General features: G+C 70.2%; 13 protein-coding genes. 4 read left to right on the plus strand and 9 right to left on the minus strand.

Features of this window, described 5'->3' with window-relative positions; genetic code table 11:
* The first annotated feature begins 18 nt into the window (after window positions 1-18).
* Window positions 19-1,026 carry an aldo/keto reductase gene (locus MUN74_RS10575; protein WP_244852018.1) on the plus strand — a complete coding sequence of 336 codons (1,008 nt, stop codon included), beginning with the start codon at window positions 19-21 and terminating at the stop codon, window positions 1,024-1,026.
* 45 nt (window positions 1,027-1,071) lie between these two features.
* Here the strand turns inward: MUN74_RS10575 and MUN74_RS10580 are convergent, their stop codons facing one another.
* The 7 genes from MUN74_RS10580 to MUN74_RS10610 form a co-directional block, all read right to left on the minus strand.
* A complete protein-coding gene (locus MUN74_RS10580; protein WP_244852019.1) occupies window positions 1,072-1,587 on the minus strand; it encodes a hypothetical protein in 516 nt (171 codons plus the stop codon).
* 56 nt (window positions 1,588-1,643) lie between these two features.
* Complete coding sequence (locus MUN74_RS10585) at window positions 1,644-2,438, minus strand: HAD-IIA family hydrolase (protein WP_244852020.1); 795 nt, start codon at window positions 2,436-2,438, stop codon at window positions 1,644-1,646.
* Window positions 2,439-2,587: 149 nt separating this feature from the next.
* A complete protein-coding gene (locus tag MUN74_RS10590; RefSeq protein ID WP_244852021.1) occupies window positions 2,588-3,949 on the minus strand; it encodes a serine hydrolase domain-containing protein in 1,362 nt (453 codons plus the stop codon).
* Between the two features lie 144 nt (window positions 3,950-4,093).
* On the minus strand, window positions 4,094-4,795 hold the full coding sequence (locus tag MUN74_RS10595) for a metal-dependent transcriptional regulator (protein ID WP_244852022.1): 702 nt from the start codon (window positions 4,793-4,795) through the stop codon (window positions 4,094-4,096).
* 10 nt (window positions 4,796-4,805) lie between these two features.
* On the minus strand, window positions 4,806-5,123 hold the full coding sequence (locus MUN74_RS10600; RefSeq protein ID WP_244852024.1) for a hypothetical protein: 318 nt from the start codon (window positions 5,121-5,123) through the stop codon (window positions 4,806-4,808).
* A gap of 144 nt (window positions 5,124-5,267) precedes the next feature.
* Window positions 5,268-6,581, minus strand: a complete 1,314-nt coding sequence (locus MUN74_RS10605) for an ATP-binding protein (protein WP_244852025.1) — start codon at window positions 6,579-6,581, stop codon at window positions 5,268-5,270.
* 129 nt (window positions 6,582-6,710) lie between these two features.
* Entirely contained in the window at window positions 6,711-8,138 is a 1,428-nt protein-coding gene (locus tag MUN74_RS10610) for an Nramp family divalent metal transporter (RefSeq protein WP_244852026.1), read from the minus strand.
* Window positions 8,139-8,367: 229 nt separating this feature from the next.
* On the opposite strand from MUN74_RS10610, the gene MUN74_RS10615 reads away from it, so the two are divergent.
* Window positions 8,368-11,133: an AfsR/SARP family transcriptional regulator gene (locus MUN74_RS10615; protein WP_244852027.1), complete on the plus strand. Its 2,766-nt coding sequence runs from the start codon at window positions 8,368-8,370 to the stop codon at window positions 11,131-11,133.
* Window positions 11,134-11,210: 77 nt separating this feature from the next.
* Entirely contained in the window at window positions 11,211-11,840 is a 630-nt protein-coding gene (locus MUN74_RS10620; RefSeq protein WP_244852028.1) for a sigma-70 family RNA polymerase sigma factor, read from the plus strand.
* On the opposite strand, the gene MUN74_RS10625 is transcribed toward MUN74_RS10620, so the two are convergent.
* On the minus strand, window positions 11,818-12,771 hold the full coding sequence (locus MUN74_RS10625) for an alpha/beta fold hydrolase (RefSeq protein ID WP_244852029.1): 954 nt from the start codon (window positions 12,769-12,771) through the stop codon (window positions 11,818-11,820). The two genes, MUN74_RS10620 and MUN74_RS10625, sit on opposite strands and share 23 nt — an antisense overlap.
* Before the next feature lie 240 nt (window positions 12,772-13,011).
* On the opposite strand from MUN74_RS10625, the gene MUN74_RS10630 reads away from it, so the two are divergent.
* Window positions 13,012-13,962 (plus strand): alpha/beta hydrolase, encoded by a 951-nt coding sequence (locus tag MUN74_RS10630; protein ID WP_244852030.1) that lies wholly within the window; start codon window positions 13,012-13,014, stop codon window positions 13,960-13,962.
* Window positions 13,963-14,027: 65 nt separating this feature from the next.
* On the opposite strand, the gene MUN74_RS10635 is transcribed toward MUN74_RS10630, so the two are convergent.
* Complete coding sequence (locus MUN74_RS10635) at window positions 14,028-14,486, minus strand: GNAT family N-acetyltransferase (RefSeq protein WP_244852031.1); 459 nt, start codon at window positions 14,484-14,486, stop codon at window positions 14,028-14,030.
* Window positions 14,487-14,731: the final 245 nt, after the last annotated feature.

Genomic DNA, 14,731 nt, shown 5'->3' on the forward strand with positions numbered 1-14,731 from the left:
CCGATGGAGGAGAACCCCATGCGATACCGCACGATCGGCAACGGCCGCACGAACTTCGAGGTCTCGACGATCTGCCTCGGCACCATGCAGATGGGCACGAAGATCGACGAGGCGACGTCGTTCGCGATCCTCGACCGCTTCGTCGAGGCCGGCGGCACGTTCATCGACACGGCCAACAACTACAGCTTCTGGGACGGCGGGTACGGCCGCGACAGCGAAGACCTCCTCGGTCGCTGGCTGCAGAGCCGCGGCGTGCGCGACCGGGTGCGTCTCGCGACGAAGGTCGGCGCCGCGAAGCAGGACCCGGCCCTGCCGCTGTCGAACACGCCGCCGACGAACTTCCAGGGCCTCGGCGCCGCGACCGTCGACTGGGAGGTGCGCGAGAGCGCGAAGCACCTCGGCGTCGACCACATCGACGCGGTCTACGGGCACGTCGACGACCTCGAGACTCCGCTCGCCGAGACGGTCGGCGCCTTCGGCGCCCTGCAGCGCGAGGGGCTCGTCGGCGTCTCGGGCATCTCGAACGTCGCCCTCTGGCGCATCGTCGAGGCACGCGAGGAGGCGATCCGGCAGGGCGTCTCGCCCTACGGCCTCGTGCAGCAGCAGTACAGCTACATCTACCCGGTGCCGAAGCTCGGCCGGCAGAACTTCGTGACGCCCGAGCTGCTCTCGTACGCGGCATCCACGGGCGTCGACGGCCGCCCGCCGCTCGCCGTCACCGCCTACTCGCCGCTGCACCAGGGGGCGTTCACCCGGCGCGACAAACCGCTCTGGGGCGGCGTGAACCACCCGACGACCTACGCGCGCATCGAGCTGCTGCACGACGTCGCCCGCGAGATCGGCGCGACCCCGAACCAGGTCGCGCTCGCGTGGCTGCTCGGGCGCGAGGTGCCCGTGATCCCCGTGGCGGGGCCGTCGAGCGTCGCCCAGCTCGAGGAGGTGCTCGGCGCCGCCGAGCTCGACCTCGACCCCGAGATCCGGGCGCGGCTCGACGCCGACCCCGAGGAGGCGCCGCTCGCGGCGTGAGGTGCGTCGCTCCTCGATGAGCGGGGCGAGAGGTCGGGCCGGGCGTCAGTCGCCCTGCTCGACCTCCTCCTCTTCTTCCTCGGCGTCGGCATCGAGAGCGTCGTCGTCGTCTTCGTCTTCGTCTTCGTCGTCGAGGTCGGGCTCGGCGACGCTCAGCACGTCGATGAGCAGCGCCTCGTCGAGCTCGGCGTAGATCACGAGACCCGCGTACTGGGTCGGCGCCTCGTAGACGAGCACGAGGGTGGCATCGCTCGAGACGATCGCCCCCTGCAGGTCGAGCTCGTCGGCGAGCACGGCGTAGTCGGATGCCTCGGCCTCGCGCTCGCCGCCCTCGAAGTCGCTGTCGACGAGTTCGTGCACGATCTCGTCGTCGAGACGGTCGAGCTCGTCGCCGGTGAGCGGGGCGAGGGCGCGCTGGGCGATCGCGAGCATCTCGGCGCTGCCGAGCTGCTCGTCGTCGTCGAGCGCGAAGAGCACGGCGACATGTCGGTCGCCCGGCAGCATGACGACGGCGCTCAGCTCGCCGTCCTCGTCGAGGTCGATGTCGGTGAGTTCGATCATGGGATGCCCCTTCGTGAGGTTTCGGGTGAGTGCTGGGTCTCGGGTGCGGTCGCTCGTCAGAGTTCGGTCTCAGCCGGTTCGCCGACGAGCTCGGCGACGCCCGAGAGGATCTCGTCGGGCCGGAACGGGTACTTCTCGATCTCGGCGCGGTCGCTGATTCCCGTGAGCACGAGCACTGTGTGCAGGCCCGCCTCGATGCCGGCGACGATGTCGGTGTCCATGCGGTCGCCGATCATGGCGGTGTTCTCGGAGTGGGCGCCGATCTTGTTGAGCGCCGACCGGAACATCATCGGGTTCGGCTTGCCGACGACGTACGGTTCCTTGCCGGTCGCCTTCGTGATGAGGGCTGCGATCGCGCCGGTCGCCGGCAGCGGTCCGTCGGCGCTCGGGCCCGTCGCGTCGGGATTGGTGACGATGAACCGGGCGCCGTCGTTGATCAGCCGGATCGCCTTCGTGATCGCCTCGAACGAGTAGTTGCGCGTCTCACCCACGACCACGAAGTCGGGCGCGGTCTCGGTCATGATGTAGCCCGCCTCGTGCAGGGCGGTGAGGATGCCCGCCTCGCCGATCACGAACGCCGAGCCGCCGGGCAGCTGTTGCCTGAGGAAGTCGGCGGTCGCGAGCGCCGACGTCCAGATGCGCTGCTCGGGCACGTTGAGTCCCGACGCCCGCAGCCGCGCCGAGAGGTCGCGCGCGGTGAAGATCGAGTTGTTCGTGAGCACGAGGTAGGGGGTGCCGGCGTCCTCCCACTGCTGCAGCAGCTCGGCGGCGCCCGGCAGAGCGTGGTTCTCGTGCACGAGCACGCCGTCCATGTCGGTCAGCCAGCACTCGACCTCGTCGCGTCGTCCCATGCCGTCAAGCCTAGGCCGCGCGGGTCACAGGCCGATGACGGGCATGTGACGGGCAGGATGCCTCGCGGTGTGCGCGTCCCGGTGGTCGAGTAGCGCGCGACGAAGGAGCACGCGTATCGAGACCTGGTGACCGGGCCTCGATACGCTCGCTACTCCACCGACGGCGCGTCGAGCGCCGCGATGACGTCCTCGACGAGCTGCACCTCGCTGGGCTCGTCGTCGGCCTCGGGCGTGAAGCCCATGCGCACGACGACGAGGTCCTCCGACGGCACGACGATGACCTTCTGCCCGTCGTGGCCCGACGCGTAGTAGGTGTCGGCGGGCAGACCGGGCCAGCGCAGGCTGCCGTCGGGCAGCGTGTTCACACGCCAGCCCATGCCGTAGCCGGGGTCGTCGGTCTCGTCGACCGGCTTCACCTCGAGCGAACGCGCCATCCAGTCGGTCGGCAGCAGCTGTTCGCCGTTCCACTTGCCGTTCTGCAGGGCGAACTGGCCGATCGTCGCCCAGTCGCGCGGGGTCGCCCAGAGGTACGACGAGCAGACGGGCGTGCCGACGGCGTCGGGCTCGAACGTCGCCGACGAGAGGCCGAGCGCACCGAGGAGGGTCTGGCGGGGCAGGTCGGCGCCGATTCCGGTGCGCTCGGTGAGCACCGAGCAGAGGAGCGTCGTCGAGCCGCTCGAGTACTCCTGGAACGTGCCGGGCTCGTGCTCGAGGGGGAGGCTCGCGACGTAGCCGCCCATGTCCTCCTCGTTGTAGAGCATCTGCGTGATCGGGGTGCCGAGGTCGTACGTCTCGTCCCACTCGAGGCCGCTGGTCATCCTGAGCAGGTTCTCGATCGTGATGTCCGCGCGGCCGTCGGTCCACTCGGGGCGCAGGTGGTCGTCGTCGAGCGAGACGTCGCCCTGCTGCACGAGCATGCCCGTCATCAGGTCGGTCGCGCTCTTCGACATCGACCAGCCGAGCTGCGGAGTCTCGGCGTCGAAGCCGCCTGCGTACCGTTCGGCGACGAGCTCGCCGCCCTTCGCGACGACGACGGCGCGGGTGCCGAGCGCGTCCGCGTCGGCGGCCGGCAGGTCGTCGCCGAAGGCCTTGGCGATCGCGGCATCGAGCTCGGGGGATGACGCCGGCGCCGAGGCATCCGCGAACGGGTTGCCCTCGCTCGTGATCTCGGTCGCCTCGCCGAGGTCGGGTCGATCGCCCGCGAGGGTGCAGCCGAAGCCGGGCGTGAACCATGCCTTCTGCGCGGCGAGCACGCCGAGGAGCGACCCCGTCGTGACGGCCTCGTCGCGGTCGACGTCGACGCTCAGATACGGCACGAGCGGGTTGTCGGGCAGGTCGCTCGCCGGATCGTCGCGCCCGGCGACCTCGGTCACGGCGCAGGCGTTGTGCGCGGCGTAGCCCGTGCCCGTGCGCAGCATCGGTCGCTGCCACCAATAGACGGCGACGGCCGCCGCCACGAGAAGGAGCACGATGACGAGGAGGACGACCAGTGTCCGGCGGAGAATGCGCACCGCGGGATGGTAACAGCAGCCCGGGCATCCGGCGCCATCGGTTGGGGATTCCACAGGCCGTCAGTCGCGTCGGCGCGCGGTATTGTGCGTCGCTGACCGAAGGGCGGAATGGCAGCCGGAGCGATGTGGATCGTGGCGGCGGTGTCAGCCAGTCACCCAGATCTCGGCGGCCGCCTCAGCGGCCAGTTCGATCGAGGATGCCTCGGCCGTGGCCCCCGTCGAGTCGTCGGCGTCGATCGGGGTCACGGTGACGAGCACCCGTTCGCCCGCGGCATCCACGGTCGTGATCTCGATGCCGACGCCCGGTGCCACGCCCGCGGCGGCGAGCGAGCGGAGCACGTCTGGGTCGCGGTCGCTGATGCGCAGCACCCGGCCGGTGTGGCCGGCCGGCGCACCGTCGAGGCGCAGGAACGGTTCGGTCGCGATCGTGCCGTCGGCCGCGGGGATCGGGTCGCCGTGCGGGTCGCGGGCCGGGCGGCCGAGTCGCAGGTCGATCGCCTCCAGCAGGCGATCGCTCAGCGCGTGCTCGAGCACCTCGGCCTCGTCGTGCACCTCGTCCCATTGGTAGCCCATCTCGCGCACGAGCCAGGTCTCGATGAGCCGGTGCCGCCGCACGACCGCGAGCGCGCGCAGCCGTCCCTCGTCGGTGAGCCTCAGCGGGCCGTAGGGCACGTGCGCGATGAGCCCCTGCGCCGCCATCTTCTTGACCATCTCGGTGACGCTCGACGGGGCGACGCCGAGCTTGTCGGCGAGCGCCTTGGGCGTGATGGGGTCGGGCTGCCACTCGGTGTGCGCGTACACCGTCTTGAGGTAGTCCTCGATCGCGGGATTCTTGCTGGCCGGCATCGGCCCCAGCCTAGCCGCGGCCCCATCTCCGGTCGTCGACCGCCAGAGCCGGAGTCCTACGATTCGCGTTCACGAGCATCGCAACGACGACGATCACCACGACGTCCAGGAGCAGCAGCAGGATCAGCGAAGCATTGGCTGCCAGCCAGAACAGGATGGAGTTCGGCAGTAGCTGCGACGCGTCGAACCCGGACGTGGACTCCGTGCGGTTGATCGCAGCGGTGTCCGCGATCTGCCAGAGTGCGTAGAACGCGACGACGGCGATGTTCAGGCCGACGAGTGCAAGCCCGCCGAGCACGCCGAGTGTCGTCTGCTGCGCTCGTGTCATTCCGGCTCCTCGTCGCATCCGTTCGAAACACATCCAGAGAAGCCGCGCTCGGGGAGCTCGGAGTCCACGCCCCAGTATCCCGTGCTCGGCGCACGGGAAGCAGACCGATTCGACACGGCGGCGGGGGATGCCGCGGGCGAGGTCTCAGACGCGCGCGAGCCGCTCGATGTCCTCGAGGAAGGCGTCGGCCGTCTCCTGCGAGACGGTCGTGCGCGTGCCGGCGATCGCGTCGAGGTAGTCGGCGGTCGTCGGTCCGGTGGGCTCGGCGTGGGCGTCGCCACCCGCCGGTGCATCCGCGCCCGCCCCGTTGCGCACCGCCGTCTCGAACGCCCGCTGGGACGCGCTGCGCGCGGCGAACTCGATGTCGGCGGGGGAGAAGCCCGCCGTGCGCTCGACGAGGAGGTCGAGGTCGACCGACTGGGCGATCTGCTCGGGCACGTAGCGCTGCCAGATCGCGAGGCGGGCCGCGTCGTCGGGCAGTCCGATCGGGATCACGTAGTCGAACCGGCCGTGCCGGAGGAACGCGCTGTCGAGCGCCCGGATGAAGTTCGTCGCACACACGAGCAGGCGCCCCGGCTGCTCGCGGAACGCGGGGATGATCTTCAGCAGTTCGTTCGTGACGCCCTGCAGCGGCGACGGCGGCTCGCCCGACCGCTGGGCGGCGATCTCCTCGACCTCGTCGATGAACACGACCGCGTGCTCGAGTTCGGCGATCTTCGTGAACGTGTCGCGCAGCGCGCCCGCGAGTCCGCCCGGTTCGGCGGCGAGCCGCGACGGGAACACCTCGACGAACGACCACTCGAGCCGCGAGGCGATCGCCTTGGCGAACGTCGTCTTGCCCGTGCCGGGCGGGCCGAACAGCACGACGGCCCGCGGCGGCACGACGCCGTAGCGCTCGGCGAGGTCGGGCTCGGCGAGTGGCAGCACCAGACGCTGCTCGAGGATCTCCTTCTCGCGGCGCATGCCCGCGACCGACTCCCACAGGGTGCGCGGCAGGAGCCGTCCGCCGAGCTCGGCGAGCGAGCTCAGCTCCTGCCGCTGCACCGGGATGCGACGCTCGAAGTACCGCAACTGGTGCTTGAGCTCGAAACCCTGGTTGGCGAACGCGTCGACGCGGCTCTCGTTCTCGGGGATGAGCGCCGAGAGCTTCGTCAGCCCGTGCGGGGCCATGCGCTTCTCGAGGGCGGCGAGCATCGCCGAACCGATGCCGCGGTGTCGCCAGTCGTCGGCGATCGCGAAGAAGACGACCCAGCCCTGGTCGTGGGCGGCCCGGCCGACGGCGGCGCCGATGACCTCATCGGCGTGCACGGCGACGACGGCGTGGTCCATCTGGCATGAGGCGATGACCTCGCTGAGGTCGTAGACGGGCTCGTGCGACGACTGCCGTTGCGCCTCCCAGAGGTGCAGGATGCCGTCGAGGTCGTCGTTGTGGAATTCGCGCAGGCGCCAGCTCGGCATGATGTCCTCCGTCGGTGGGGTCCCAGCAGCGTAGGTGACGGCTCGCGCCCGGATCGTTGTGTGACGTCGCCCGCGGAGGAAAGAACGTGGAGTGTTGCGCCGACGGAAAGTTCTGCAGCAGTTCTGGGGTCACGCCCCGGTGAAGACGAGCCAGAGCAGCAGGCCGTTGAGCGTGATGAGGAACACCGACGAGGCGATGCCGGCCGCGGTCGTCGCCCAGTGGTTGCGCCAGCGTCCGAGCACGCCGGTCCTTGCGGTGAGCGAGACGAGCGGGATGAGCGCGAACGGGATGCCGAACGACAGCACGACCTGACTGAGCACGAGAGCGAGGGTCGGGTCGAAGCCGAGCCAGAGGATGAGCAACGCGGGGACGAGGGTCACGAGCCGCCGTGCGATGAGCGGCACCCGCACGTGCAGGAGCCCGTGCATGATCTCGGCGCCGGCATACGCGCCGACCGAGGTCGAGGCGAGCCCCGAGGCGAGCAGGCCCACCGCGAAGAGCGTCGCGATGGCGGGACCGAGTGCCGTGTCGAGCGCGGCGTACGCGCCCTCGAGGCTGTCGGTGCCGGCGACCCCGGCGAGGTTCACGGCCGCGAGCAGCAGGATGCAGAGGTTCACGGTGCCCGCGATCGCCATCGCGATCGACACGTCCCAGCGGGTCGCGCGCACGAGCAGGTCGGTCGGCACGTGCGTCGCGGTGCCGGGGAGGAGTTCGGGCGAGGTATCCGCCCCGTGCCGGATGCCGAACCCGCCCGGTCGCGGGGGCCGCGAGGCCTGCGGGACCTGCGCGGCTCGCGGACCCTGCGGGACCTGCGTACCGACCCGCTTCGCGAAGCGGTCGCGCGAGAGCGCCGAGTGCGCGTAGATCGCGTGCGGCATGATCGTCGCGCCGAGGATCGACGCAGCGAGGAGGACCGAGCCTGCGTCGGCGAAACGCGGCACGAGACCGCCGACGAGTCCGGCGGGGTCGGGCGGCGCGACGAAGACGCCGACGGTGAACCCGATCGTGATGATCGCGAGCAGCCCCATGATCACGAACTCGAACGTGCGCGGGCCGCGACGCGACTGCAGCACGAGCAACGCGATCGACACGGCGCCCGTGATGAGCCCGCCCCAGACGAGTGGCACGCCGAAGAGCAGGTTGAGCGCCACGGCGCCGCCGATCACCTCGGCGAGATCGGTCGCCATGGCGACGATCTCGGCCTGCAGCCAGTACGCCCGCCGACCCCACCGGTTGCGGATGCGGCCGCCGAGCACCTCGGGGAGGCTGCGCCCCGTGACGATGCCGAGCTTCGCCGACAGGTACTGGATGAGCCACGCCATCACGTTGCCGAGCACGACGACCCAGACGAGCAGGTACCCGTACTGGGCGCCCGCGGTCATGTTGCTCGCGACGTTGCCGGGATCGAGGTAGGCGACACCGGCGACGAGGGCCGGCCCGATCAGCCAGGCGACATGCGGCAGGGATGCCTCGCCACGACGCCGCCCGCCCCGACTCGGGTTCTCGGGGCGGACGGTGGTCGTGGGCTCGGTCTCGTCGTCGAGCGTTTTCGGCATACCTAAAAGATAGCAAGATTTCGGTGGACCGAAAACTGTGATCGAGAATCCGCGGGGATGGCCGGTGCCGGTCCGACAACGGCGCGCGGTTTTGTGACACAAAGCGCCTGGACGCTCCGAAATCTCTGTCGGATCGATACTCTGGTGCCGCTCACGCCTCGTGGGTCGATCGGCGGGTGCGTTGACCTCATCTTCAACTCCTTCAGGCCACACCGAACAGACGGTCTCGGTGCTGGTCTTCGGCGGTATGCGCCTCAGCCGCCCCGAGGCCGATCTCGCGCATCGACCGCCCCGCGAACGCCTGATCCTTGCGAGCCTCATCGCCGCCCGCGGCAGGACGGTTTCGATCGGCGATCTCGTCGACTCGCTGTGGGGCGACGCGCCGCCGTCGACCGCGGTCAACCAGGTGCAGCGACACGTGGGCGAGCTGCGACGTCTGCTCCAACCGGAGCTGCCGCCTCGAGCAACCGGCACCGCGGTGCTCGGGGCGGGCGAGGGCTACCGGCTCGATACCGCAGTCGTACGGTCGGACCTCGATCTCGTCGCCGGGCTCTGGGAACAAGCCCGCCGACGTGAAGGTGCCGACGCGTCGTCCCGGTACCTCGAGGCGCTCGGGCTGGCCGCCGGATCGCCGTTCAGCGGACTCGGGTGGGAGACGCTGGCGCGACCTGCGTTCGCCGCGATCGAGCGGGACCGGGTCGCCCTCGCGATCGATGCAGCCGACTGCGCGCTCGAGCTCCGCAATCCGTCAGCCTTGACGGCCGCGATCGAGCGGGTCGCGACCGACGCGCCCCTCGACGAGCGCCTGCAGGCCCGGCTCGTCACCCTGCTCGCCCGCAGTGGCCGCCGCGCTGACGCGATCGCGGTGTACGACGTCGCCAGACGGCGCCTCTGGCGGGAGCTGTCCATCGCTCCGAGCGCCGAGCTGCAGGCCGCGGTCGACGACGTCCTGAGCGGCGACGAACGAGATGCGACCGGTGCGAACGTTCCGCGGAGGCTTCCGCTCGCGCCGGCTGCGGTCGTCGACCGGCCTGGCATCCGTGATCTGCTCGAGGAGACCACGGCGGCCGCGCTGCGCGGCGAGCCCGCCATCCTCGCGATCAGCGGCATGGCCGGAATCGGCAAGACGACGCTCGCGGTGCAATGGGCCCACGCGGTCGCCGACCGGTTCCCCGACGGGCAGTTGTTCATCAACCTGCGGGGGTACGCGCCGCCGGGCGAGGCATTGTCCGACACGGAGGCGCTCGGGCAGTTGCTGGCCGACCTCGGCGGGTCCGTCGCGGGCATCCAGGGCGGCGACGCGCCGTTGAGAGAGGCGTATCGCCGCGCCATCGGTGGAAGACGGATGGTCCTGGTGATCGACAATGCCGCTGACGCCGACCAGGCACGATCACTGCTGCCCGGGGTCCCGGGGTGCCTCGTGATCATCACGAGTCGAACGCACCTCCTGGGCATGGTGGTCCAAGACGGGGCGGTGCCCGTACCGTTGCGCCGGCTGACCGACGAGGAGTCGAGGCGCCTCCTGGCCAGAAGGCTGGGGGAGACCCGCATGCAGTCGGATCCGGCGTCGATCGATTCGATCGTCGCATCCTGCGGTGGCCTGCCCCTGGCGCTCGCCCTCGCCGCAGCCTCGGCGGCCGGTTCTCGCGAGGCGATGCAGGAGGTGGCCGACGGGCTCTCGGCCGCGGCATCCGCGCTCGACGTCCTCTCGCTCGACGCGGACAACGACCTGAGATCGACGTTCGAATGGTCGTATCGCGAGCTGTCGGAGGACGCCGCCCGGTTGTTCCGGCTGGCCTCCGTGCACCCCGGCGTCACCCACCCACGCGCCGCGCTCGCGAGTATCGCGGAATTCGACCTTGCTCGCACCTCGGCGACGCTCGCCGAACTCGTCGGCGCGAACATGTTCGTGGCCGTCGCGAAGGGCGAGTTCGCCGTGCACGACCTGCTCCGCGCATACGCCCACGAGCTGGCTGCCGGCACCGATGAACGAGTGGACGCGCAACGACGACTCGTCGGACATTACGTCCACATGACGCGACGCGCCTACCTGGCCTTCGGCAGGCCGGCCGTCGTCGATGTGGAGTCACCAGCACCGGTGGCGGAGGCGATCACCGGCTTCGAGTCATCAGATGACGCCGTCCGATGGTACCTCGCGGAGCGGAAGGCCGTGCTCGAGACGTTCGGCGTCGCGCTTCAACTCGGCCTCGACCGCGAGGCTGCGCTGATCGCACTGGATTGGCGACCCATACGTCAGGCGGTGGACGCCCCGTCCGTGATGATCGACGCGATCGCGCAGGCCACCGAGGCGGCCGAGCGGTGCGGAGACGAGCGCCTCGAGGTCGAGCTCCGACGGGATCTCGCAGTGAACCTGGGGATGAGCGGGGACGAAGCGGAAGCGGAGCGCCACTTCGAGTTGGTGCTCGCGACCTATCGCGCCTGGGGCGACCACGTGGGCGAGTCGAACACGCTCCGTAACCTCGGGCATATCCGGGCGGATCCGTCGATCCGATTGGCGCTGACCAGGGAGTCCGTTGCGGCTGCTCGCCGGTCGGGACGATCCGACATCCTCGCGATCTCGCTCGTCACCCACGCCTACGCTGTGCTGGTCCTCGGCACCACCGACGAACTGGCCGCACTCACCGCCGAGGCGGGGCAGCACGTGGCCGCGTCCAAGTCGGACTACCTGGCTCCGTACGTGGCGGTCTACCAGGCGATGGTCCACGCCAGGCGGCGAGAGTTCGCCGAAGCCCTCGAACTCGTCGAGACCACGCGTGACTCGCTCGACGTGATGGTCCAGGCGTACCGCGCGATGGTGACGGCGATCGCCGCCGCGGGAGCCGGCCACCGAGATCAGGCATACGAGGCGAGCGAACGGTTCGATCGCCTCGTGCGCGACCACGAGGACTTCATGACGAAGGACTACGAGACGGGGATCCTGCGGCCCTGGATCCGCGACGCGCTCGCCGAGATGGAGCGCCGCCCGGCCTCCTGAGGTTTGTGCATCCGCCTGCGCTTCGCATGCACTGGCAGTGCACTCGTGCTGCACGCCCTCCCGATTGTGTGTGATCCATGGGATCAACCGCACTCGCCCCGGCGCTCGACGCCGATTCCGGACTGACGGTCTTCATCGAGGGTCGACGCCGGCTCTTCGGCATCGCGTACCGCATCCTCGGCAGCGCCGCCGAAGCCGAGGACGTCGTGCAGGACGTGTGGCTGCGCTGGCAGCTGTGCGACCGCGCCCGCGTGCGCGAGCCGATGGCGTTTCTGGCCACCACCACGACGCGCGCGGCGATCAACGTGCTGCAGAGCGCGCGGTTCCGCCACGAGACATGCGTGGAGCCGTTGCCCGTCGAGCAGGCGGCGAGAGCCGGCGACCCCGGCGCCGCGGTCGAGCACGCGGAGGCGCTCGAACTGGCGACGTACCTCATGCTCGAGCGGCTCACTCCGGCTGAGCGTGCGGCCTTCGTGCTGCGGGTGGGGTTCGACTACCCCTACACGCGCATCGCCGCCGTCATCGAGACGACCGAGGTCGCCGCGCGGCAACTCGTCAGTCGTGCTCGCAAGCACCTCGCAGTCGCCCGCGAATGCGTCGTCGATCCGGAAGTCCATCGGCGACTTCTCCGCGCCCTCCGGAACGCCGCCCGCGGCGGTGACGCGACCGCACTCGAGGTCGCGCTCACCCGGCTCTCGCCTGCGTGATCCGGCCGAGCCGTCCTGCCGCGAGCGCCGCTGCGCTGCGGATCGCGTCGACGAACTCGAGCGGCGCCTCCTGCGGGAGATTGTGGCCGGCGTGCGCGACCTGTCGATGCTCGTACGGGCCGACGAACCGCGCGCCTGCAGCCGTGGCGTCGCGCGCAGGGAAGTTGCCGTCGGCGAGCCCGTCGAGTGAGATCGTCGGCACGGCGATCGAGGGAAGCAGCGCCAGTTGCGCCTCCATGCGGGCGTACTCCGGTGCGCCGGGCGCGTGGAAGAGCCGGTGCCGATAGGAGTGGATCACGACGTCGACGAAATCGGGGTTGTCGAATGATGCGGCAGCACGACCGAACTCGGCGTCGCTGAACTGCCATTCGGGGGAGTTCCGGCGCCAGATCACCTCTGCGATGCCGTCACGGTTCTCGGTCAGCCCGGCACGGCCGCGCTCGGTGAGGAAGTAGAAGAAGTACCAGAACCCGGCTTCGAGGTCCGGGCGAATGGGTCGCATCGACGTGTTGATGTCCTGGATGAGGTAGCCGTTCACGGAGACGAGTGCGGTGACACGCTCTGGTCGGAGCGCGGCGACGACGCACGCGGCCCGCCCGCCCCAGTCGTATCCCGCGAGGATCGCCTGCGGGATGCGGAGGGCATCCAAGAGCTCGATCACGTCCTGCCCCAACGCGGCCTGCTGCCCGCTGCGCGGCACGGAGGTGTCGAGGAACCGGGTGTCGCCGTGGCCGCGCAGGTAGGGCACGATGACGCGGAAGCCGACGTCGGCGAGAGCCGGTGCCACCTCGACGTAACTGTGGACGTCGTAGGGGAACCCGTGCAACAACAGCACCGGCGGGCCGTCGACCGGCCCAGCCTCGAAGTAGGCGACGTCGAGGTGCGTCGTCTCGACGTGTCGCAGCGGCTCGAGCCGGCGTGTTGCGCCCATGGGTGTTCTCCTCGTTGCTCCGAGATTCGGGCCTCGGTGGTCGTGGCGGGCCCGCGGGTCCCGGACGGGACCTCGCACGAGCTTCGACCGGGCAGGGCGCGCGGTCGTGACGCCCGATGGCCGAGTCGGGCTGCCCCGGTGCGGACGGCGTCACAGTGCGACATGCCGCCCGGTCGTAGAGGGCAGGAGCATCCGTCGGATGCCCTCCCTCGGAACGACTCCACATGAAAGGTACCGATCATGAATACGCACATCCTCGACAGCGAGGCGCAGGCGATCGCCGATGCGACCGCGACACCCCCGTTCCTCTACCAGCTCGGCCCGGACGGCGCCCGGAAGGTCCTCGACGACCTCCAGTCGGCGCCGATCACGAAGCCCGACGTCGACGAGGAGTGGATCACCCTACCGGCCGCCGTCGGTGACGTGCGGGTGCGGATCGTCAAGCCGATCGGCTCGACCGGGCTGCTGCCGACCATCCTCTACATCCACGGCGGCGGCTGGGTCATCGGCAACGCCGCAACGCACGACCGGCTCGTGCGCGAGCTCGCCGTCGGAGTCGACGCCGCGGTGGTCTTCGTCGAGTACGACCGCTCTCCGGAGGCGAAGTATCCGGTCGCTGTCGAGCAGGCCTATGCCACCGCTCGGTGGATCACGAGCTCCGGTGCCGAGAACGGCCTCGACGCGACCCGTCTCGCCGTGGCGGGCGACTCGGTCGGCGGGAACATGACCGCGGCGGTCACGATCCTCGCGAAGCAGCGCGGCGACGTGTCGTTCGTGCATCAGTCGCTCTACTACCCCGTGACGGATGCCGCGCAGGACACCGACAGCTACCGCGAGTTCGCCGACGGCCCGTACCTGACCGCGGCCGCCATGGCCTGGTTCTGGGACAACTACCTGCCGGAGGTCGCGAAGCGGAGCGAGATCACGGCCTCGCCGCTGCGTGCGACGCGCGAACAGCTGTCGGGCCTCCCGGAGGCGTTCCTCATCACCGACGAGAACGACGTGCTCCGCGACGAGGGCGAGGCCTATGCGCGACGCCTCTCGGACGCCGGTGTCCGCACGACGAGCGTGCGGTACAACGGGACCCTGCACGACTTCATGATGCTGAACCCTCTCCGGACGTCGCCCGCCGTCACGGCGGCTGTCGAGCAGTCGGTGCACGTGCTCCGGAAGGCCCTCGGCCGGGCCTGATCATGGTCGGTCGACCCGGTGGGCGAACGTGCCCACCGGGTCGAGCGGTTCCACTTCAGTGGAGCTCACACCTCGAGATGCTCCCGCCCCGTCACGACCAGATCCGCGTACTGGGGGTTCCGGGCGATGAACGCCGCGACGACGGGACACCGCACGGTGAGGGGCAGCCCTCGTTCGCGGAGGTCGTCGAGCGCGTCGGCGATGAGGTCGGCTGCGATGCCGCGCCCGCGGAACTCGGGTGCGACCGTCGTCGTGAGCACGATGATGCGGTCGCCCACGACGTCGTAGCGGAAGGTCGCGATCTGCCTGCCGGAGATGATCGCGGCGTAGACCTGCTGGTCGGCGTGATGGAGCACCCTGACCTCCGAGTCGGCGTCCGCCGACGGCCGATCGACCTCGCGGACGTCGCGGGTGGTCGCCTCGTCGACGACGGCCACGGTGCCTTCGTCGAGGAAGCCGTTGCCATCGGGATACCCGGCCGAATCGGGGTACTCGACCGGCCTGACGTCGTTGCCTGCGTTCATCGCATCCTCACTTCCTTCGGACAACTGGTCTCGACAGGGCTCGGCGGCGGGTGGGACCAGCCGTGATCTGCTTGGCGCTGCCTCCTGGGAAGGCCGCCTGAAACCCGGTACTCCCGCACTTCTCCCACGACTCGGCCGAGCCCTGTCACGAGCGATGACCGAGCGGACACGGGAGTTGTGACCGAGAGCCGTCGAACCCGCGGGGGCGTCACACCGCGCCGACTCACCCGGTCTCAGCTGGTATC

This window comes from Agromyces sp. H17E-10 (genome assembly GCF_022919715.1).
Lineage (GTDB): Bacteria > Actinomycetota > Actinomycetes > Actinomycetales > Microbacteriaceae > Agromyces.

Bases quoted from the DNA above. Each gene is read 5' to 3' on its own strand.
- MUN74_RS10575 (WP_244852018.1), top strand. From the start codon at position 19: ATGCGATACCGCACGATCGGCAACGGCCGCACGAACTTCGAGGTCTCG.
- MUN74_RS10580 (WP_244852019.1), bottom strand. From the start codon at position 1,587: ATGATCGAACTCACCGACATCGACCTCGACGAGGACGGCGAGCTGAGC.
- MUN74_RS10585 (WP_244852020.1), bottom strand. From the start codon at position 2,438: ATGGGACGACGCGACGAGGTCGAGTGCTGGCTGACCGACATGGACGGC.
- MUN74_RS10595 (WP_244852022.1), bottom strand. From the start codon at position 4,795: ATGCCGGCCAGCAAGAATCCCGCGATCGAGGACTACCTCAAGACGGTG.
- MUN74_RS10600 (WP_244852024.1), bottom strand. From the start codon at position 5,123: ATGACACGAGCGCAGCAGACGACACTCGGCGTGCTCGGCGGGCTTGCA.
- MUN74_RS10605 (WP_244852025.1), bottom strand. From the start codon at position 6,581: ATGCCGAGCTGGCGCCTGCGCGAATTCCACAACGACGACCTCGACGGC.
- MUN74_RS10610 (WP_244852026.1), bottom strand. From the start codon at position 8,138: ATGCCGAAAACGCTCGACGACGAGACCGAGCCCACGACCACCGTCCGC.
- MUN74_RS10620 (WP_244852028.1), top strand. From the start codon at position 11,211: ATGGGATCAACCGCACTCGCCCCGGCGCTCGACGCCGATTCCGGACTG.
- MUN74_RS10625 (WP_244852029.1), bottom strand. From the start codon at position 12,771: ATGGGCGCAACACGCCGGCTCGAGCCGCTGCGACACGTCGAGACGACG.
- MUN74_RS10630 (WP_244852030.1), top strand. From the start codon at position 13,012: ATGAATACGCACATCCTCGACAGCGAGGCGCAGGCGATCGCCGATGCG.
- MUN74_RS10635 (WP_244852031.1), bottom strand. From the start codon at position 14,486: ATGAACGCAGGCAACGACGTCAGGCCGGTCGAGTACCCCGATTCGGCC.